The sequence below is a fragment of the Cryobacterium sp. MP_3.1 genome (genome assembly GCF_035984795.1).
Classification (GTDB): domain Bacteria; phylum Actinomycetota; class Actinomycetes; order Actinomycetales; family Microbacteriaceae; genus Cryobacterium; species Cryobacterium zongtaii.
In genome coordinates, this window is record NZ_JAXCHV010000008.1 from 66,700 (window position 1) to 85,347 (window position 18,648).

Below are 18,648 nucleotides of genomic sequence, written 5' to 3' on the forward strand. Positions count from 1 at the left end.
ATGGAGGGCTAATGATTCCCGTGAAAATCACCTTCCCGCCCGAGTTGCCGATCAGCCAGCGCCGCGACGACATCGCGCGCGCCATCCGCGACAACCAGGTCGTGATCGTGGCCGGGTCGACCGGGTCGGGCAAGACCACCCAGCTGCCCAAGATCTGCCTGGAGCTGGGCCGGGAGTCGATCGGCCACACCCAGCCGCGCCGGCTCGCCGCGCGCACCATCGCCGAGCGCATCGCCGAGGAGCTCGGCCAGGAGGTGGGCGAACTCGTCGGCTACCAGGTGCGGTTCACCGACCGGGTCGGCGCCGACACCCGCATCAAGCTGATGACCGACGGCATCCTGCTCAACGAGATCCACCGCGACCGGATGCTGCGGAAGTACGACACCATCATCATCGACGAGGCGCACGAGCGCAGCCTCAACATCGACTTCCTGCTCGGCTACCTGCAGCAGCTGCTCCCCCAACGACCCGAGCTCAAGCTGATCATCACCAGCGCCACCATCGACCCGGCCAGCTTCGCCAAGCACTTCGCCGCCGCCGACGGCACCCCGGCGCCAATCATCGAGGTCTCCGGCCGCACCTATCCCGTCGAGATCCGCTATCGCCCGCTCGTGGCCGAGGCCGTGATCGACGACGACGACGAGATCACGGATGCCGCGCCCAGCGTGGACCGCGACTACATCGAGGGCATCTCCGCCGCGCTCGACGAGCTCGAGCAGGAGTCCAACGGCGACGTGCTGGTGTTCCTCTCCGGCGAGACCGAGATCCGCGACGCGGCCGATGCCCTGCAGGGCAAGTTCGCTTCCCGCGACCGCACCAGCCCCACCGAGGTGCTGCCGCTGTACGGCCGGCTCTCCTCCGCCGACCAGCACAAGGTGTTCCAGCCCTCCACCGTGGCCGGGGTGCGGCGCCGCATCGTGCTGGCCACCAACGTGGCCGAGACCAGCCTCACCGTGCCGGGCATCCGCTACGTCATCGACGCCGGCACCGCCCGGATCAGCCGGTACAGCGTGCGCTCGAAGGTGCAGCGGCTGCCGATCGAGGCCATCGCGCAGGCCTCGGCCAACCAGCGTTCCGGCCGCTCCGGCCGGACCAGCGACGGCATCGCCATCCGGCTGTACAGCGAAGAGGACTTCACCCGGCGCCCGGAGTACACCGAGCCGGAGATCCTGCGCACCAACCTTGCCGCGGTGATCCTGCAGATGATCTCGCTGGGCCTGGGTGATATCGCGCAGTTCCCGTTCCTCACCCCGCCGGACTCCCGCAACATCAAGGACGGCCTCGACCTGCTCACCGAGCTCGGCGCGGTCAAGGCCACCGTGGCGCCCACGGGCACCCCCACCGAAGACCCGAGCCAGGCCGGCGGTCGCTCCGGTGGCCGCGATGGCGGCCGCGGGCGCGGCGGTCGTGGGCCGCAGGGCGGGCGGATGGCCGTCACGGCCGGCACGCACACCCTCACCCGGGTGGGCCAGCAGCTCGCCCAGTTGCCCATCGATCCCCGGTTCGGCCGCATGGTGATCGAGTCCAAGGTGCAGGGCACCAGCCGCGAGGTGATGGCCATCGTCGCCGGCCTCACCATCCAGGACGTGCGCGAACGACCGCTGGAGCGCCGCGGGTCCGCCGACGAGAAGCACGCCCGGTTCGCAGATCCCACCAGTGATTTCCTGTCCCTGCTGAACCTCTGGAACTATCTGGAGAACCAGCAGAAGGAACTCGGCTCGAGCGCTTTTCGACGGTTGTGCAAGAACGAGTACCTCAACTACCTGCGGGTACGCGAGTGGCAGGACGTCTACAAGCAGCTCCGCCAGCTGGCCAAGCCGCTCGGCCTGCACATCGGCGACCCCAGCGTGAACCCGGACGGCATCCACCGGTCGATGCTCTCCGGCCTGCTCTCCCACATCGGCCTGAAGGACGTGGCGAAGAAGGACTACATCGGCGCCCGGCAGCAGCGCTTCGTGCTGTTCCCCGGCTCTGCGCTGGCCAAGAAGCAGCCCAACGCCGTGATGAGCGCCGAGCTGGTGGAGACCAGCCGGCTGTTCGCCCGGATGAACGCCGTCGTCGACCCGGCTTGGGCCGAACAGCTCGCCGGCGACCTCTGCAAGCGCAGCTACTCCGAGCCGCACTGGGAGAAGAAGCAGGGCGCCGTGGTCGCCTACGAGCGGGTCACCCTGTACGGGGTGCCGATTGTGCCGCGCCGCCGCGTGCAGTTCTCCCGGGTGGACCCGGCCTACGCGCGCGAGCTGTTCATCCGGCACGCCCTCGTCGACGGCGAGTGGGACCTGGACCGGGTCGACCAGCGCGTCACCGCGTTCGACCGCGCGAATACCGCCCTTCGCAAGGAGCTCGCCGAGCTCGAGGAGCGCACCCGGCGCCGCGACATCCTCTTCGACGACGAGGCCGTCTTCGAGTTCTACCACCGCCGCATCCCCGCCGACGTGCACAGCACCCGCACCTTCGAAACCTGGTGGCGCGTCGCCCGCGCCGAGACGCCGGACCTGCTCACCATGACCGCCGAGGCGCTCGTACCCGAGGATGCACCGGAGATCGACGAATCGCTCTTCCCGCCGGCCTGGCAGCAGCGCGACCAGCGCTTTGCGCTGAGTTACCGGTTCGAACCCGGCGAGGAGGACGACGGCGTGACCGTGCAGGTACCCCTCGCGCTGCTCGCCCGGGTCTCCCCCACCGGCTTCGACTGGCAGGTACCGGGCCTCCGCGCCGACCTGGTCACCTCGCTGATCAAGTCGCTGCCCAAGGCCATCCGCCGCAATGTGGTGCCCGCCGCCGACTGGGCCGTGCGCCTGCTCGCCGAGCTGCCCCCGGCGCCCGGAGTGGTTGCGCCGTCCGGAGGCGCCACCATCGGCGCCGGGGCGGAACCGACCGACCCCTCCTTCGCCGAAACCCTTGCCGCCCTCATTCAGCGCCTCACCTACGTGCCCGTCACCGTGCGCGACTTCGACCTCTCCAGGGTGCCCGCGCACCTGCGGATGACCTTCAGGGTCGTCGACGAGCGCGGCCGCTCCGTCGCCTCCGGCAAGGACCTCACCGAGCTCCAGCGGCGCCTGGGCAACAAGGTGCGCGAGTCCGTGGCCAAGGCCTCGGCCGCCACACCCAAGAACGCCATCGAACGCAGCGGCCTCACCACCTGGGACTTCATCGAGCTGCCCCGGTTCATCGACACCAAGCAGGGTGACAACACCATCCGCGGCTACCCCACCCTGATCGACGACGGCACCTCGGTGAGCATCCGCATGATGAGCACCGTCGACGAGCAGGCCCGCACGCTGCCCGGTGGCGTGCGCCGACTGCTGCTGCTGGCGACCGCGTCACCGGTGGCGTACGTGCAGCAGCACCTCACAGGCGGCGAGAAGCTCTCCCTGGCCACCAGCCCATACCGCTCCACCCAGGCCCTGTTCGACGACTGCCTCGCAGCCGCCGTCGACGACGTGCTCTACCGGGTGCGCCCGGACGGCCAGGTCTTCATGAAGGCCGAGTTCGACAGCATCCGCGACCGGGTCTCCGGCGTGGTGATGGACTCGATGTTCGAGACCGTCGGCCTCGTCGCCCGGGTGCTCACGGCATCCCGCGCCGCGGACAAGGCGCTCAAGGCCTCCACCAGCATGGCCCTGCTCGCCGCGCTCACGGATGCCCGCGAGCAGCTGAACGGGCTGGTCTACCCCGGTTTTGTCAGCGCCACCGGGCTCGCCCAGCTGCGGCACCTGCCGCGCTACCTCGGCGGCATCACGGCCCGCATCGACAAGCTCCTCGACAACCCGAACCGCGACCGGGTCTGGATGAACGAGGTGCAGTCCGCCACGGCCAAATTCACCGACGCCGGCGGCCGCATCCCGCTGCCGGAGACTGCGGCGCCGAACCTGGTGCGCGCCCGCTGGATGATCGAGGAGCTGCGCATCAGCCTCTTCGCCCAAGAGCTGCGCGCGGCAGAGTCGGTCTCCCTCCAACGCATCCATAAGGTCCTCGCCTCTTAGACCCGCCACATCCCGCGACCCGTGAGTCAGGCCCCAGAATTCGCGAGTTTTAGGTGCTCAGCTCACAGTTCGCGTGATCGTCGGGGTGCGCGAGGGCGCGGGAGATGTCGGTGAGCGCGAGCACCTGGGCCGGCGTGAGGCGGTCGAAGACCAGGCTGCGCACCTGGGCCACGTGCCCGGGAGCGGCTGCCACGAGTTTGGCCAGACCCGACTCCGTCAGGGTGGCCAGCACCGCACGGCGGTCATCCGGAGCCATCTCGCGGGTGACGTACCCCGCCGCCTCCAGGCGCGCCACGATGCGCGACAACCGCGATTGCGATGTGCTGGCGGATGTCGCGAGCTCGCTCATCCGCATGCAGTGGTCGTCCTGCTCCGAGAGCGTCACCAGCACCATGTAGTCCGCCATCGCCAGGCCCGAGTCGCGCTGCAGCTGCGAGTCGAGCGCCCCGGGCAGCAGGAACAGCACCCCGGCCAGGGCCTTCCACGCCTCCAGCTCGTCGGGTGAGAGCCACTCCGGTTCGTCCATTCCCCCACCATACCGACATTTACTTGACGCAGAAAGTAGTTCACGCTAGTTTATTTGACGCGGCAACTACTTCCGCCGCAATCATCGTTTCGTTCGGCGTCTTCAGGGGCCGGCATCAACACAGGAGTCCCCATGAACATCGCCATCTGGATCATCACCGTCCTCATCGCCGTCGCCTTCATCGGCGCCGGCCTCATGAAGGTCGCTCAACCGCGCGCCAAGCTGGCCGCCAACGGCATGGCCTGGGTCAACGACTACTCGGATGCCGGCGTCAAGCTCGTCGGTCTGGCCGAGCTGCTCGGCGGCCTGGGCCTGATCCTGCCCGCGGTCACCGGCGTCGCCCCGATCCTGGTGCCGATCGCCGCGGCCGCCCTCACCGTGATCATGATCGGAGCTGTGGTTTGGCACCTGCGCGCCGGCGACGGCGCCAAGGAGACCATGCCCAGCGTGATCCTCGGCATCCTGTCCCTCGTTGTAGCCATCACCCGCTTCGGCCCCTGGGCGTTCTAACAACCAGCCACCACCGCACCCGCAAAAAAGGAAATAGTGACCAAAAAAGGACGTAATCGCAGATTACGTCCTTTTTTGCAACCTTTTTCCTGATTTGCGGCCGTCGCCGATCGCTGGGGTGCCTGCCGGAGAGACCTAGAGCACCTTGGAGAGAAACGCCTGGGTGCGGGCGTGACGCGGGTTGGCCAGCACCTCGGACGGGAGACCGGACTCGACCACAACGCCCGCGTCCATGAAGACCAGGGAGTCCGCCACCTCGCGGGCAAAGCCCATCTCGTGGGTCACCACGATCATGGTCATACCCTCCTTGGCCAAGCCCTTCATCACGTCGAGCACCTCGCCGACGAGTTCAGGGTCCAGCGCGCTGGTGGGCTCGTCGAAGAGCATCAGCTTGGGTTCCATCGCCAGCGCCCTGGCGATCGCCACCCGCTGCTGCTGGCCACCGGAGAGGTGCGCGGGGTAGTAGTCGGCGCGGTCGGCCAGGCCCACCCGGGCCAGCAGGTCGCGGGCGGTCGACTCCACCTTCGCCTTGGGCAGTCCCTTGACCCGCAGCGGCGCTTCCATCACGTTCTGTAGCGCGGTCATGTGCGGAAACAGGTTGAACCGCTGGAACACCATGCCGATGTCCCGGCGTTGCTTCGAGGCTTCCTTAGGTGCCATCTCATAGAGCTTGCCGTTGGACTCGCGGTAGCCGATCAGCTCACCGTCCACGCTCAGCCGCCCGGCCGAGAGCACCTCGAGGTGGTTGATGCAGCGCAGGAACGTGGACTTGCCCGAACCACTCGGCCCGACCAGGCACATCACCTCGCCGCGCTTGACCTCGAGAGTGATGCCCTTGAGCACCTCGTTCGAGCCGAAGCTCTTGGTGACCTGCTCGGCCAGCACCATCGGCACGTCAACGGATGTCGCGGGCCCTACTGTCGTCGCGCTCATCGTGCTCCTCCGTCGCCGGTCGTGCCCGGCGCATCCGTCTTCGGCGGCAACACCACCGTGGGCTGGCCCGACCCGATCACGGGTACCACACCGGTGATCGCGCCCGTGCTGGGCGCCGGGTCGCTCTTGTCGGTCTGCCGGTCGCCCACGCCGCGGGAGAAGCGCTTCTCGAGGAAGTACTGGCCGACCATCAGGATCGAGGTGAAGAACAGGTACCAGATCGACGCGACGATCAGCAGCGGGATCGGGTTGAAGGTCTCCGCCGAGATGTCTCGCGACCTCGTGAACAGTTCCAGGCTGAACGGCACCGCCGTGACCAGAGAGGTGGTCTTCAGCATCGAGATGACCTCGTTGCCGGTCGGCGGGATGATCACCCGCATCGACTGCGGCAGGATGACCCTGGTCATCGTCTGCGACCAGCTCATACCGAGAGCGATCGAGGCCTCTTCCTGGCCCTTGTCGACCGAGAGCAGGCCGGCGCGCACGATCTCGGCCATGTACGCGGCTTCGTTCAACGCCAGCCCGATGATGGCCAGGGTGAAGGTGTTCAGTGCTGCGTTGGTGCTGAACGAGACCCAGGGGTCCATGAAGGGAATGCCGATATCGATGCTCGTGTAGATCAGCGAGATCAGGCCCCAGATGGTCAGCTGCACGTAAACCGGGGTGCCGCGGAAGATCCACAGGTAGAACCAGGCCACGCTCTTGACCACCGGGTTGGGTGAGAGCCGCATCACGGCCAGGATCACGCCGAGGATGATCGCGATCACCATCGAGAACACCGTCAGCTGGATCGTCACCAGGGCGGCCATCGAGATGCGCCGGTCGAAGAGGTACTTGCCCACCGCCGGCCAGTCGTACGCCGGGCGGAAGGCCGCGTCGATGACGAACAGAGCGAAGATCGCCATAAGCAACACGGCGAACACCACACGCCACGGGTGTCGCAGCCGGATGGCCTTGATCGGCTCCGAGGTGGATACGGCGTCTCGCGGCGGCGGGGTCGAGCCCGCCGCCGGGCCGGACGGGTGCGTGGTACTCATGGGTTATCCGTTCGCGCCTGCGTTGATTGTGATTTCGTCGATGCCGCCGTCGGCAACGCCCCACTCGTCGAGGATCGCCTGGTAGCTGCCGTCGTCGACCATGGACTGCAGCGCGGCCTGCACGGCCACGGTGAGCTCGGAGCCCTTGGCCACGACCATGCCGTACGGGGCCACATCGAAGGTCTCGCCGGCCAGCTGCAGCTTGCCGTCGGTCTGGGAGATCGCGTACAGGGTGACCGGGGAGTCGGCACTGAGCGCGTCGGCCTGGCCGAGCACGACCGCGTTGGTCGCGGCATCCTGGGTGTCGAACTTCAGCTTGTCGATCGGGGGCTTGCCGGCGGCCACGCAGGCGTCGCTCTTGGCGGGCACCTCATCGGTGTCCTCGAAGGTGGTGGCCTGCACGGCGACCTTCAGGCCGCAGGCGTTGTTGGGGTCGACATCCGTACCCGCCGCCGACGCCCACTGGATGCCCGCGGTGTAGTAGTTGACGAAGTCGACCTGCTGCTGCCGCTCGACGGTGTCGGTGAACGAGGACGAGCCGATGTCGGCCTTGCCGCCGGTGACGCTCGGGATGATGTTGTCGAACTTGGCGACCTGGAACTCCGGCTCGAGGCCGAGCTTGGCGGCGATGCCACTGGCGATTTCCACACCCCAGCCGATCGGCTCGCCGGCCTCGTTCTTGAACTCGTTCGGCGCGTAGGTCGGGTCGGTGCCGATGACGAGGGTGCCGGTGTCGGCGACCTCGGCGGGCACCAGGGCCGCGGCCGCGTCGTCGACCTCGATGGTGGGAGCGCTGCTGGCGTCGGAGCCGCTGGTCGCGGGCGTCGAGTTGTCAACACAGCCGGTCAGCATCAGCGCAGCGGCGGCGGCGAGGGCGGGAAGTACGAATCTAGCGCGCATGGCACGACCTTCTTCATTGGGGCGTCGAGGTGTCGGATCGACTGAATGGCAGTGGACGGTACGACTGCTGTGAGCCTAATACACCCCTGCGTTGGGGGAACGGCCTGGCGATATCGGTTCGGGAACAGCCCAAACGACGCCTGTCAAGGCTAGCGGGTCCTGCGCAGTGGCACTCCAGTCGAGTCGTCGATGCCCCAGGTCAGCGAGAATTTAGGGGATCAGCCGTTCGCGGCTGCGTTGATCGTGATCTCGTCCACGCCACCGTCCGTGACACCCCAGGCATCGAGGATGGCCGTGTAGCTGCCGTCATCCACCATCGACTGCAGGGCGGCCTGCACGGCGGCGGTGAGCTCGGAACCCTTGGCGACGACCATGCCGTACGGGGCCTCGTCGAAGGTGTCGCCGGCCGGCTGCAACTTGTCGCCGGTCTGGGCGATCGCGTACAGCGAGACCGGGGAGTCGGCGCTGAGCGCGTCGGCCTGGCCGAGCACCACAGCGTTGGCGACGTCGGCCTGGGTGTCGAACTTCAGCTTGTCGATCGGCGGCTTGCCGGCGGCAACGCAGGCCTCGCTCTTAGCGGGCACCTCGTCGGTGTCCTCGAAGGTGGCGGTCTGCACGGCCACCTTCAGGCCGCAGGCGTTGTCAGGGTCGACGTCAGTGCCCGTCGCCGACGCCCACTGGATGCCGGCGTTGTAGTAGTTGACGAAGTCGACCTGCTCCGCGCGCTCGGGGGTGTAGGTGAACGAGGATGCTCCGATGTCGGCCTTGCCGCCGGCCACGCTCGGGATGATGTTGTCGAACTTCGCGACCTGGAACGTCGGTGTCAGGCCGAGCTTGGCGGCGATGCCGGCGGCGAGCTCGATGTCCCAGCCGATCGGGTCACCGGCCTCGTTCTTGAACTCGTTCGGCGCGTAGGTCGGTTCGGTTCCGATGAGCAGGGTGCCACGATCGGCCACCGCGGCCGGGACCAGTGCCGCTGCCGCGTCGTCTTTCGTGATCGCAGCGGCACTGCCCTCGGGCGACCCGGACTCCGCCGGAGTCGAATTGTCGACACATCCGGTGAGCATCAGTGCCGCAACGGCAGCGAGGGCGGGGAATACGTATCTAGCGCGCATGGCACAACCTTTTCCTGGGTCTCGACGCTTCACAGGATCGAGTCGACTGAGCGCTCCGTGGATTGTACGACTGGAGTGAACCTGAAACACCCCTGCGCTGGGGGTACGGCTCGTACGATCTCGGCTTCGGGATCAGTCGAAACGGAGGCAGGTCAAGGTTACCGTGCTCCGGGCAGCCCGTGCTCCAGGCTGCCCTCGCTCCCGGTCGCCCTCGCTACCGGCCGCGATTACTTCGCGGCGTCGGCGGCCAACGCGGCCACCGAGAGCTGCGCGACGTAGTCGTCGATGCCCCAGGTGAGCGAGAGACCGGTGGGCGGGGAGACCGAGGCGACGAAGGCCGCGCCGACCGGCGACGCCACTGACTTGTTCTGCACCTGCGGCATGACCTGCGCGTAGCCGGCGTTCAGGAACGCGTCGGATTCCTCCTGGGTGGCGGCGAAGTTGACGATCACGTCGCTGGTGAGCTTGTCCAGCTGCTCGTAGCTGATCGTGTAGAAGAAGTCGGACTCGCCGTTGGCGAGCTCGGCGACGCTGGGCGCGCTCTCAAAGCCGAGCTCGGTGGCGAAGGTCACGCGCGGGTCGGCATCCGTGTAGACGTAGAACACGCCGGCGGTGTCGGAGGTCAGGGCGACGGTCTTGCCGTCGAACTCCGGATGCGCCGCAGCCTTCTCGGCGATCGTGTCGTCGATGTCGGCGAGCAGGGTGGTGGCCTCGTCGGACTTGCCCAGGGCCGTGCCGGTGATCTCGATCAGCTCGCGCCAGTCGGTGGACCAGGGCTCGTCGGGGTAGGCCACGACCGGGGCGATGTCGCTGAGCAGGTCGTACTGTTCCTCGGTGATGCCGGAGTACGCGGCGAGGATCACGTCGGGTGCGGCGGCCGCGATCTCCTCGTAGGGCGGTTCGGTGGAGTCGGAGAGCACGGTGGGCACGTCTGCGCCCTGCTCGTCCAGGGCGTCGGCGATCCACGGCAGCACGCCGTTCTCGTCGCCGCCGTAGGCCTGGAAGGGGATGGCGACGGGCACGACGCCCAGGGCGATGGCGTCGTCGGCGCTACCCCAGCCCCAGGTGACCACGCGGGTGGGCTCGGCGTCGATGGTGGTCTCACCGAAGGCGTGCTCGATGGTGACGGGGAACGCGCCGCCGGCCGCGGCATCCGAACCGGCGTCGCCGTCCGAGTCGGAGGCGGAGCATCCGCTGAGCGTGAGGGCGGCGATGGCCGCGGTGGCGGCGAGCACGGTGGTCAAACGTCTGGGCACAGGTAACTCCGGTTCTGAGGGGCGGGAATGACCGCCGATGTTTAGGGTAGCCTCACCTAATATAGCGGGTCAGGCGCTCCCGTGGAACCGTCCGATGGGAACGACCAGGGGTGAGCCGCAGACCGGGTCGGCGATGACGCGGGCGGTGAGCCCGAAGGCCTCGAGCACGACCGCCTCGGTGAGCACCTCGGCCGGGGGGCCCTCGGCGATGATGCGCCCGTGCCGCATGACGACAAGCCTGTCGGCGTAGCGGGCGGCCAGGTTGAGATCGTGCAGCACCATCACCACCGTGGTGCCCTGCTCGTGGTTGAGCTCGTGCAGCAGGTCGAGCACCTCCACCTGATGGGTGACGTCGAGGAAGGTGGTGGGTTCGTCCAGCAGCAGGATGTCGGGTTTCTGCGCGAGCGCCATAGCGATCCAGACGCGTTGACGCTGCCCGCCGGAGAGTTCCTCCATGCGCCGGGAGGCCAGCTCGAGGGTCTGGGTGGCGGCCATGGCCTGGGCGACGATGGCGTCGTCGGTGCTCGACCAGTGCCGGAACCAGCCCTGGTGCGGGTATCGGCCCCGGCCGACGAGGTCGGCCACGCCGATGCCCTCCGGGGCGATGGGCTGTTGGGGCAGCAGGCCCACGATGGTGGCGACCTGACGGCTGGGCAGGCCGGCGATGTTCCGGCCGTCGAGGGTGACGGCGCCCTCCTGCGGCGGCAGCAGCCGGGCGAGACCGCGCAGAAGCGTGGACTTGCCGGACGCGTTGGCGCCGACGATCACGGTGATCGCGCCGGGTTCGATGGCGAGGTCGAGGTCGTCGACGATGCGGGTGCCGTCGTAGCCGAGGCTGAGGCCGGTGGCGGTGAGGGCGTGGCGGGCGGATGCGGCGGGCTCGGCGGCCTGCGGGGCGGCGGGCTGAGCGATGGGCTGGCCGGTGGGCTGGGGCATCAGGCGCCCTTTCCGATTCGGTTCTGGGTGGCGAGCAGCCAGAGCAGGTAGGGGGCGCCGATCGCGCCGGTGATGATTCCGGCCGGCAGTTCGAGTGAGCCCGGCAGCAGGTGCTGGGCGGTGAAGTCCGCGACGGTGGTGATCAGCACGCCGATCAGGGCCGTCGGCAGCAGGGCCAGGCTGCCGGTGCCGACCAGGCGTCGGGCGATGGGTGCCGAGACGAAGGCGATGAACGCGAGCGGACCCACGAACGCGGTGGCGAGGGCCGCGAGGGCCACGGCCGTTACGAGCAGGGCCAGCCGGGAGCGTTCGGCGCGCACGCCGAGGCTGCTGGCGGTGTCGTCGCCCAGCTGCAGCATCCGCATCCGCCCGGCGAGCAGCCCGATGGCCGGCAGCAGCACCGCCAGGAACCCGGCGAGGACCGCGATCTCGGACCAGCGGGCGCCGCTGACGCTGCCGACCAGCCAGGTGAGGGCGTCCTGCGCGTTGCGGAGGTCGGCCCGGGAGAGCAGGTAGCCGAGCAGGCCCTGCACCATGAATGCGACGCCCACACCGATGAGCACGAACCTGTAGCCGACGACGCCGCCGCGCCAGGCGAGCAGGTAGATGGCGGCGGCCACGACCATGGCGCCGGCGAAGGCCATGAACGAGGTGGCGACACTGCCCAGGCCCAGCACGAGCATGCCGAACACGGCCGCGGCGCTGGCACCACCGGTGACGCCGATGATGTCGGGGCTGGCCAGGGGGTTGCGGAGCACCGTCTGGAACAGCCCGCCGGAGATCGCGAAGGCCACGCCGACGAGGATCGCCAGGGTCAGCCGAGGCAGCCGCAGCTTGAACACTATGAAGTTCTCGCTGCTGGACCCCTGGCCCACCAGGGTGCGCAGCAGGTCGGGCACGCTGAGGTTGTATGCGCCCACCATCAGGCTCATCGCGGCGACCAGCAGTACCAGCACGGCCAGGACCAGCACGATGCGGCGTTCCCGGCGGTGCCGCAGGGTGCGGGCCAGCGCGAGCGGGGCGGCATCCGCTACGGCCCGGGTGGATGTCGTCACGGTGGCGCTCACAGGCCGGCCAGCTTCACGCGGCGCACCAGGGCAATGAGCATCGGGGCGCCGAGGAACGCGACGACCAGGCCGGCCTCGATCTCGCCGGGCCGGGCGATGACCCGGCCGAGCACGTCGGCGGCCAGCAACAGCACCGGGCCGAGCACCGCGGAGTAGAGCAGGATCCAGCGGTAGTCCGGGCCGGTGAAACGGCGGGCGATGTGCGGCACGGCCAGGCCCACGAACACGATCGGTCCGGCCATGGCGGTGGCGGAGCCGCACAGCAGCACCACGGCGACGGCGCAGACGATGCGGGCCGCCACGAGGTTCTGGCCGAGCCCGCGGGCCAGGTCGTCGCCCAGGGCGAGCGCGTTGAGCATCCGCCCGGCCAGCAGGCAGAGCAGCACCCCGAGGCCGATGAACGGGGCCAGCTGGAGGGTGGAGCCGAGGTCGCGGGCCACCAGGGAGCCGGCCGACCAGAACCGGTACTTGTCGAACGCGGCCGGGTCGCTGAGCAGCACGATGGTGATCAGCGAGGTCAGTGAGGCTGTGAGCGCGGTGCCGGCCAGCGCCAGTTTGACCGGAGTGGCGCCCTCGCGGCCGAGCGAGCCGACCACGTAGACGATCACGGCGGCCACGAACGCGCCGGCGAAGGCGAACCAGACGTAGCCGAGCGCCGAGGTGACGCCGAACCAGGCGATTCCGGCGACGACGAAAAGCGAGGCGCCGGCGTTGACGCCGAGCAGGCCGGGGTCGGCGAGCGGGTTGCGGGTGATGCCCTGCATGAGGGCGCCGGCCAGGCCCAGTGCGAGGCCGGCGAGCAGGCCGATGGCGGTGCGTGGCACCCGCAGGTCGAGCACCACGGTGTGGTCGGTGATCCCGAGGTCGGGACGCAGCAGCGCCTCGAGCACGGTGCCCAGCGGGATCGACCGGCTGCCCACCACGAGGGAGGCGGCCACGGCGAGTGCCAACAGGAGCACGGCCATGGCCAGTCCGACTAGCTGACGGCGGCGGGGCACCCGCAGCGCGTCCCCGGCCGCGGGCACGACCGAGCCGCGGGAGGGCGCGCCCGTCCCCGGAGCGGCTGAGGTAAGCATTACCTAAGTATGACAGCCTCGACCTGAGGAGTCACCGGCGCTGGCAGTATGAACCCATGACCGTGCCCGTGCTGCGTTTCGCCGCCTTCACCGATCCGACCCTCACCGATGCGGCGGCCGGGGGAAATCCGGCCGGCATCGTGCTCGACGCGAGCGGCCTCGACGACGCGGCGATGCAGGCCGCCGCCGCCGAGGTCGGCTACGCCGAAACCGCGTTCATCACGGTGCCGGGGGTGGACGGCGATCCGCGCAGAAGCCGGCTGCGCTACTTCTCCCCCATCGCCGAGGTGCCGTTCTGCGGGCACGCCACCATCGCCATGGCCGTGGCACTGGCCGGCCGGGACGGTGTCGGCCCGTTCACGTTCGACACCAGCGTCGGCACCATCATCATCAAGACCCGCAGCACGGATGCCGGCCTGGCCGCATCCTTCACCAGCGTCGACCCCGAGGTGCGGGCCATCGCGCCCGAGGCGCTGACCGAACTGCTCGGGCTGCTCGGCGTCTCGGTTTCGGCGCTCCACCCGGAGTACCCGCCATTGCAGGCCTTCGCGGGCAACTGGCATCCGGTGCTGGTTTTCGCCGATCAGGCCGGGTTCGACGCCTTCACGTTCGACCCGGCGGCCATGCGCCGTCTGATGGATGCCCAGGGCTGGGCGGGCACCGTCACCACCCTGTCGGTTCTGGGCGTCGGCGAGTTCGAGGCGCGCAACCTGTTCCCGGTCGGCACTCTCAGCGAAGACCCGGCCACCGGCTCGGCCGCCGCCGCGGTGGGCGGCTACCTGCGCGAGCTCGGGCTGGTGATGCCGCCGGCGCGGGTGGTCATCCACCAGGGTCGGCACGTGAACCGGCCGAGCCTGCTGCTCGTGGACGTGCCCGTCACCGGCGGCATCGTGGTGAGCGGTACCGCGAGCCCGATCGCCTAGCCTCACGGCGGGACAGCCCCCGCGGCACGCGCGAGCCCCCGCGGCACGCGCGAGCCCCCGCGGCACGCGTGAGCCCCCGCGGCACGCCAGCGCCGCAGATGTACGCCGGAGCCCCCGCGGCACGCCGGAGCCCCCGCGGCATGCGTGAGCGCCGGCGGCACGCGGTCTAACACGTGCCGCCGGAGGTATTGCGGGCCGCGAGGACTAAACCGGGCCGCGACGCAGCCGAACCGGCGAGAGGGATCTACCCGCGGGCGGATGCCCCGCCGGGCGCGTCCCCGGTCGCCACCGGCCGGTCGGGCAGGTTCGACCACTGCGACCAGGAGCCGGGGTAGAGCGCCGGAGTGAACCCGGCGAGGGTGAGCGCCACCGCCTCGTGAGCGGCCGTCACGCCGGAGCCGCAGTACACGCCCACGTCGTAGCCGGGCGTCTCCGGTCCACCGCCAGCCTCTCGGCCTGGCAGCCCGAGCGCCTCGAACCGGGCCCGCAGCTCCGTCGCCGGCAGAAACCGCCCCTCCGCGTCCAGGTTGGCGCCCGTCGGAGCGCTCACCGCGCCCGGGATGTGGCCGGCGCGCGGGTCGATCGGTTCGATGTCGCCCCGGTAGCGTTCGGCGGCCCTGGCGTCCAGCAGCACGCCGTCCTGCGCGAGCGCGGCCGCGGCATCCGCGTCGAGCACGGGTAGGGCGCCGAGGGTCAGTGTCACCGAACCGGCCGGCACCGGCTCCTCCCCCTCCACCACCGGTAGCCCGGCGGCGCGCCAGGCGGCGAGGCCGCCGTCGAGCAGACGCACGTCACGCACCCCGGCGTGGCGCAATAACCACCAGGCGCGGGCGGCCGACATGTTGCCCAGGTCGTCGTACACCACGACGGTGTCGCCGTCGTTCAAACCCCAGCCGCGCGCGGCGGCCTGCAGGTCGGCCGGTGCGGGCAGCGGATGCCGGCCGTCGGCCGGTTCGCCGTGTCCCGCCAATTCGGAGTCCAGGTCCACATACACGGCGCCGGGCAGGTGCCCGCGGCGGAACTCGGCACGGCCTGGAGGGCCGCCGAGCTTCCACCGCACGTCGAGGATGCGCGGAGCCGGGCCGACGACGAGGAACGCGGCCAGATCTGCCGCCGAAATCAGTGTGTGCACCCGTTCACGTTAGCCGGACGGGTGACCCCCGCTGCGCTGGGGAGCTCGTCTCGGCCATAGACTAGACGGTTGTGAGCAGCTACTGGACCCTTCTGAAAACCCCCGGCGTGGCCCGACTCATCGCAGCCCAGCTCACCGCCCGATTCCCGTTCGGGATGCTCTCGCTGGCGTTCCTCATCCACATCGAGAAGCTCTTCGACTCCTACGCCGCCGCCGGACTGGTTCTGGCCGCCATGAGCATCGGCCAGGGCATCGCCGGCCCGCTCACGTCCCGGCTGATGGGCCGCCTGGGCATGCGCCCGGTCCTGATCACCACCATGGTGATCTGCACCGCCGCGATCGTCACGATGGCCCTGGTGCCACTGCCCGTGGTGGGGCTGATGATCGTCGGCTTCATCGCCGGGCTGTCGATGCCACCCATCCAGCCCGCCGTGCGCACCATCTATCCCAAGGTGGTCAACTCCCGCCAGCTCACGCCGCTGTTCTCCCTGGACGCGTCCGCGCAGGAGATCATCTGGGTACTCGGCCCCGTCATCGCCACCTTCGTGTCCATCCAGGTCAGCAGCACAGCGGGCATCCTGCTGGCCGCCTTCTTCCTCGTGGCCGGGGGCATCTGGTTCGTGGTACTGCCCGAGGTCGGGCGGGTGCGCATCCCCCGCAGCCGGCGCAAGCTCGGCGTGGTGCTCAAGAAGCCCGCGGTGCTGCTGAGCACCATCGTCGGCTTCATGCTCCTCGCGGCCTGCTCCGCCCTGGAGGCGGGGGTGGTGGCCGTCTTCGGCCACGGCAGCGCCAACGCCGGCTGGGTACTCGGGATCTTCGCCATCGGGTCGCTCATCGGCGGCCTCGCCCTGGGCCACCTGCCGATCGGGCCGTGGGCACTGGCATCGCGGATGCTCATCGTCACCTGCGGCCTGGCCCTGGCCAGCCTGTGGATGAACTTCTGGTGGCTCTCCGGGGCCCTCGTCCTGGCCGGCATCGGCATCGCGCCCGCGTTCGCGGTGCTGTTCGGCATCGTCTCGGCGAGCGTGAAGTTCAGCGACACCGCCGAGGCGTACGGCTGGATCGGCACCGGCCAGCTCATCGGCGCGGCACTCGGCTCGGCCCTGGCCGGGTTCGCGATCGACCACTCCGGGGCGGCCGCGGCCATCTACGTGGCCGCCGGGTTCGCGGCGCTCGGTACGATCATTCCCGCGCTCGGCCGTCGCTGGCACCCCGACCTGCGCGGACGCGACGCGAGCCCGATCCCCGACACCGAGCCCATCAGCATCCAGGTCTCCTGACCCCTCCCTCGCGAACTGTGACTTCAGCACCTTAGAAGCTCGAGTTTCTGGGGCTTTTCTCTCAGTTCGCGAGGCTGAAACCGCCGTCGCTGGTGAGAACCTGGCCGACCAGCCAGCGGGCCTCCGTGGTGCACAACCACGCGATCAGGCGGGCGGGATCGGAGGGCGCGCCGAACCGGCCGAACGGGAGGGTGCGCAGGTACTCGAGCATGCCGTCCAGCGGCCGGTCGGTGGTCTCCGGATCGAGATAGCCGGTGTTCACCGGACCGGGATTGACGGTGTTGAGCAGGATGCCGCGGACCAGCAGCTCGCTGGCCACGGTCGGAGTGAGCCCGGCCAGAACCGCCTTGCTGGCCGCGTACGCGACCTCGCCCGGCATCGGCCCGTGGATCTGACCGGAGGTCAGCCAGATCACCCGCCCCGTGGCGAACTCATCGATGGCGGCGGCGGCCGGATCGCCGCGTTCGCCGGGACGCCGCGGCGTCCGCGCCGCACCGACCGCGTCCGTGCCGGCCGCATCCGGGCGGGCCGCATCGCCGAACTGCTCGGCGAAGGCGCGGGTGAGCAGCAGCGTGGAGCGAGCGTTGACCTGCCAGTGCCCGTCGAGCATCGCGGCGGTCATGTCGAAGATGGAGCCGTCGCCGCCGCTGCGGGCGTGGTTGGCCACGAGAATGTCGACCCGCCCGGTGAGGCCGACGGCCGCGCGCATGACCAGCGTCGCGGCATCCGGCTCGGCCAGGTCGGCGCTCACGTCACCGAACACGGCGCCCTCGGTCAGCGCCGAACGGATGCCGGCCCGCACCGCGTCGAGGTCGTCACCACCCCAGGGCTGCGCATCGTCGTGCGGGGCGAAGTGTTGCACGAAGACGCTGGCACCCAGCTCGGCCAGTCGCACCGCCACCGCGTAGCCGATGCCCTTGCGCCGCGACACCCCGGTCACGAGCGCCGTCCTACCGTGCAGTGCGGGTTCCATCCCCCGAGACTAGGCCCCGCCAGCCCGCGAGCCGTGAGCCAGCACCACAATTCCGAGACTTTCGAGGCTCAGCTCACAATTCGCGAGGGGCGGGCCGGGCGGGCCCCGGGGTTTAATGAGAGACATGGACCACACGCTTCTGATGAACGACGGCCACACCATCCCCCAGCTCGGGCTCGGGGTCTACAAGATCCCGGATGCCCTCGCGGCGGGCACCGTGCAGATCGCCTTGGAAGCGGGATACCGGCACGTCGACACCGCGGCGTTGTACGAGAACGAACGTGGCGTCGGCGAGGGACTGGCCCGGGCTGCCCTCCCCCGCGCCGAGGTCTTCGTCACCACCAAGGTCTGGAACGACCGGCACGGCTACGACGAGACGCTGCGCGCGTTCGATGAAAGCCTGGCCAAGCTCGGCCTGGACTACGTCGATCTGTACCTGGTCCACTGGCCGGCGCCGCGGCAGGATCGCTACGTCGACGCCTACCGCGCCCTGGAGACGATCAAGGCCGACGGTCGCGCCCGGTCGATCGGGGTGTCGAACTTCCACACCCACCACCTGGACCGGTTGTTGGCCGAGACCGACATCGTGCCGGCCGTCAATCAGGTGGAGCTGCATCCGTGGCTGCAGCAGACCGAGGTACGCGCGTACAACGCCGCGCACGGCATCCTCACCGAGGACTGGTCGCCGCTGGCCCGCGGTCGCGCGATCGGCAACGACACCCTTGATGCCATCGGCGCCAGACACGGCAAGTCCGCCGCGCAGGTGGTGCTTCGCTGGCACCTCGACCTCGGCGACGTGGTGATCCCCAAATCGGTGACCCCGTCGCGCATCCGCGAGAACCTCGACGTCTTCGATTTCACCCTGGATGCCGCAGACCACGCCGCCATCGCGGCCCTGGACGCGGGCGAACGCACCGGGAAAGACCCCGACGACCTCGGCTAAGCCCGCGACCTGTGAGAAAAGCACCCTCCCAGCGCGTAGGAAGGTGCTGAGCTCA

16 protein-coding genes are annotated in these 18,648 nt (G+C 69.6%); 5 read left to right on the forward strand and 11 right to left on the reverse strand.

Features of this window, described 5'->3' with window-relative positions; all coding sequences use genetic code 11:
• Positions 1-11: 11 nt before the first annotated feature.
• Positions 12-3,986: an ATP-dependent RNA helicase HrpA gene (hrpA, locus tag RCH12_RS07305; protein WP_327016494.1), complete on the forward strand. Its 3,975-nt coding sequence runs from the start codon at positions 12-14 to the stop codon at positions 3,984-3,986.
• 49 nt (positions 3,987-4,035) lie between these two features.
• On the opposite strand, the gene RCH12_RS07310 is transcribed toward hrpA, so the two are convergent.
• Positions 4,036-4,512: a MarR family winged helix-turn-helix transcriptional regulator gene (locus RCH12_RS07310; RefSeq protein ID WP_327016495.1), complete on the reverse strand. Its 477-nt coding sequence runs from the start codon at positions 4,510-4,512 to the stop codon at positions 4,036-4,038.
• Positions 4,513-4,644: 132 nt separating this feature from the next.
• Between RCH12_RS07310 and RCH12_RS07315 the strand changes: the two genes are divergently transcribed.
• On the forward strand, positions 4,645-5,022 hold the full coding sequence (locus RCH12_RS07315) for a DoxX family protein (protein ID WP_327016496.1): 378 nt from the start codon (positions 4,645-4,647) through the stop codon (positions 5,020-5,022).
• A 135-nt stretch (positions 5,023-5,157) separates the two neighbouring features.
• Here RCH12_RS07315 and RCH12_RS07320 read toward each other — a convergent pair whose 3' ends face one another.
• From RCH12_RS07320 to RCH12_RS07355, 8 genes are all read right to left on the reverse strand, one after another.
• The gene (locus RCH12_RS07320) at positions 5,158-5,955 is read right to left on the reverse strand and encodes an amino acid ABC transporter ATP-binding protein (protein ID WP_103430685.1); all 798 of its coding nucleotides are present in this window, start codon (positions 5,953-5,955) and stop codon (positions 5,158-5,160) included.
• Positions 5,952-6,992: an amino acid ABC transporter permease gene (locus tag RCH12_RS07325; protein WP_103461818.1), complete on the reverse strand. Its 1,041-nt coding sequence runs from the start codon at positions 6,990-6,992 to the stop codon at positions 5,952-5,954. The genes RCH12_RS07320 and RCH12_RS07325 overlap by 4 nt, the downstream gene beginning before the upstream one ends.
• A gap of 3 nt (positions 6,993-6,995) precedes the next feature.
• The gene (locus tag RCH12_RS07330; RefSeq protein ID WP_103430683.1) at positions 6,996-7,892 is read right to left on the reverse strand and encodes an ABC transporter substrate-binding protein; all 897 of its coding nucleotides are present in this window, start codon (positions 7,890-7,892) and stop codon (positions 6,996-6,998) included.
• A gap of 218 nt (positions 7,893-8,110) precedes the next feature.
• The gene (locus tag RCH12_RS07335; RefSeq protein ID WP_327016497.1) at positions 8,111-9,007 is read right to left on the reverse strand and encodes an ABC transporter substrate-binding protein; all 897 of its coding nucleotides are present in this window, start codon (positions 9,005-9,007) and stop codon (positions 8,111-8,113) included.
• A gap of 227 nt (positions 9,008-9,234) precedes the next feature.
• A complete protein-coding gene (locus tag RCH12_RS07340) occupies positions 9,235-10,263 on the reverse strand; it encodes an iron-siderophore ABC transporter substrate-binding protein (protein WP_103430681.1) in 1,029 nt (342 codons plus the stop codon).
• Between the two features lie 69 nt (positions 10,264-10,332).
• Complete coding sequence (locus tag RCH12_RS07345; RefSeq protein WP_327016498.1) at positions 10,333-11,199, reverse strand: ABC transporter ATP-binding protein; 867 nt, start codon at positions 11,197-11,199, stop codon at positions 10,333-10,335.
• Entirely contained in the window at positions 11,199-12,254 is a 1,056-nt protein-coding gene (locus RCH12_RS07350) for a FecCD family ABC transporter permease (RefSeq protein WP_327016499.1), read from the reverse strand. The genes RCH12_RS07345 and RCH12_RS07350 overlap by 1 nt, the downstream gene beginning before the upstream one ends.
• 8 nt (positions 12,255-12,262) lie before the next feature.
• Positions 12,263-13,342, reverse strand: coding sequence for a FecCD family ABC transporter permease (locus RCH12_RS07355; RefSeq protein WP_327016500.1), 1,080 nt, complete (start codon positions 13,340-13,342; stop codon positions 12,263-12,265).
• A 56-nt stretch (positions 13,343-13,398) separates the two neighbouring features.
• Between RCH12_RS07355 and RCH12_RS07360 the strand changes: the two genes are divergently transcribed.
• Positions 13,399-14,265 carry a PhzF family phenazine biosynthesis protein gene (locus tag RCH12_RS07360; RefSeq protein WP_327016501.1) on the forward strand — a complete coding sequence of 289 codons (867 nt, stop codon included), beginning with the start codon at positions 13,399-13,401 and terminating at the stop codon, positions 14,263-14,265.
• A 244-nt stretch (positions 14,266-14,509) separates the two neighbouring features.
• Here the strand turns inward: RCH12_RS07360 and RCH12_RS07365 are convergent, their stop codons facing one another.
• Positions 14,510-15,397, reverse strand: coding sequence for a sulfurtransferase (locus tag RCH12_RS07365; RefSeq protein WP_442784566.1), 888 nt, complete (start codon positions 15,395-15,397; stop codon positions 14,510-14,512).
• Positions 15,398-15,468: 71 nt separating this feature from the next.
• On the opposite strand from RCH12_RS07365, the gene RCH12_RS07370 reads away from it, so the two are divergent.
• A complete protein-coding gene (locus RCH12_RS07370) occupies positions 15,469-16,677 on the forward strand; it encodes an MFS transporter (RefSeq protein ID WP_088456982.1) in 1,209 nt (402 codons plus the stop codon).
• Between the two features lie 61 nt (positions 16,678-16,738).
• Here the strand turns inward: RCH12_RS07370 and RCH12_RS07375 are convergent, their stop codons facing one another.
• Positions 16,739-17,650 (reverse strand): SDR family oxidoreductase, encoded by a 912-nt coding sequence (locus tag RCH12_RS07375; RefSeq protein WP_103429503.1) that lies wholly within the window; start codon positions 17,648-17,650, stop codon positions 16,739-16,741.
• A gap of 124 nt (positions 17,651-17,774) precedes the next feature.
• Here RCH12_RS07375 and RCH12_RS07380 point away from each other — a divergent pair, with 124 nt between their 5' ends.
• Positions 17,775-18,593 carry an aldo/keto reductase gene (locus RCH12_RS07380; protein WP_103429502.1) on the forward strand — a complete coding sequence of 273 codons (819 nt, stop codon included), beginning with the start codon at positions 17,775-17,777 and terminating at the stop codon, positions 18,591-18,593.
• Positions 18,594-18,648 lie beyond the last annotated feature (55 nt).

Excerpts from the sequence above, each read along its gene's own strand:
- RCH12_RS07375 (WP_103429503.1), bottom strand. The coding sequence starts at position 17,650 with ATGGAACCCGCACTGCACGGTAGGACGGCGCTCGTGACCGGGGTGTCG.
- RCH12_RS07330 (WP_103430683.1), bottom strand. The coding sequence starts at position 7,892 with ATGCGCGCTAGATTCGTACTTCCCGCCCTCGCCGCCGCCGCTGCGCTG.
- RCH12_RS07355 (WP_327016500.1), bottom strand. The coding sequence starts at position 13,342 with ATGCTTACCTCAGCCGCTCCGGGGACGGGCGCGCCCTCCCGCGGCTCG.
- RCH12_RS07345 (WP_327016498.1), bottom strand. The coding sequence starts at position 11,199 with ATGCCCCAGCCCACCGGCCAGCCCATCGCTCAGCCCGCCGCCCCGCAG.
- RCH12_RS07335 (WP_327016497.1), bottom strand. The coding sequence starts at position 9,007 with ATGCGCGCTAGATACGTATTCCCCGCCCTCGCTGCCGTTGCGGCACTG.
- RCH12_RS07320 (WP_103430685.1), bottom strand. The coding sequence starts at position 5,955 with ATGAGCGCGACGACAGTAGGGCCCGCGACATCCGTTGACGTGCCGATG.
- RCH12_RS07380 (WP_103429502.1), top strand. The coding sequence starts at position 17,775 with ATGGACCACACGCTTCTGATGAACGACGGCCACACCATCCCCCAGCTC.
- hrpA (WP_327016494.1), top strand. The coding sequence starts at position 12 with ATGATTCCCGTGAAAATCACCTTCCCGCCCGAGTTGCCGATCAGCCAG.
- RCH12_RS07310 (WP_327016495.1), bottom strand. The coding sequence starts at position 4,512 with ATGGACGAACCGGAGTGGCTCTCACCCGACGAGCTGGAGGCGTGGAAG.
- RCH12_RS07315 (WP_327016496.1), top strand. The coding sequence starts at position 4,645 with ATGAACATCGCCATCTGGATCATCACCGTCCTCATCGCCGTCGCCTTC.
- RCH12_RS07360 (WP_327016501.1), top strand. The coding sequence starts at position 13,399 with ATGACCGTGCCCGTGCTGCGTTTCGCCGCCTTCACCGATCCGACCCTC.
- RCH12_RS07325 (WP_103461818.1), bottom strand. The coding sequence starts at position 6,992 with ATGAGTACCACGCACCCGTCCGGCCCGGCGGCGGGCTCGACCCCGCCG.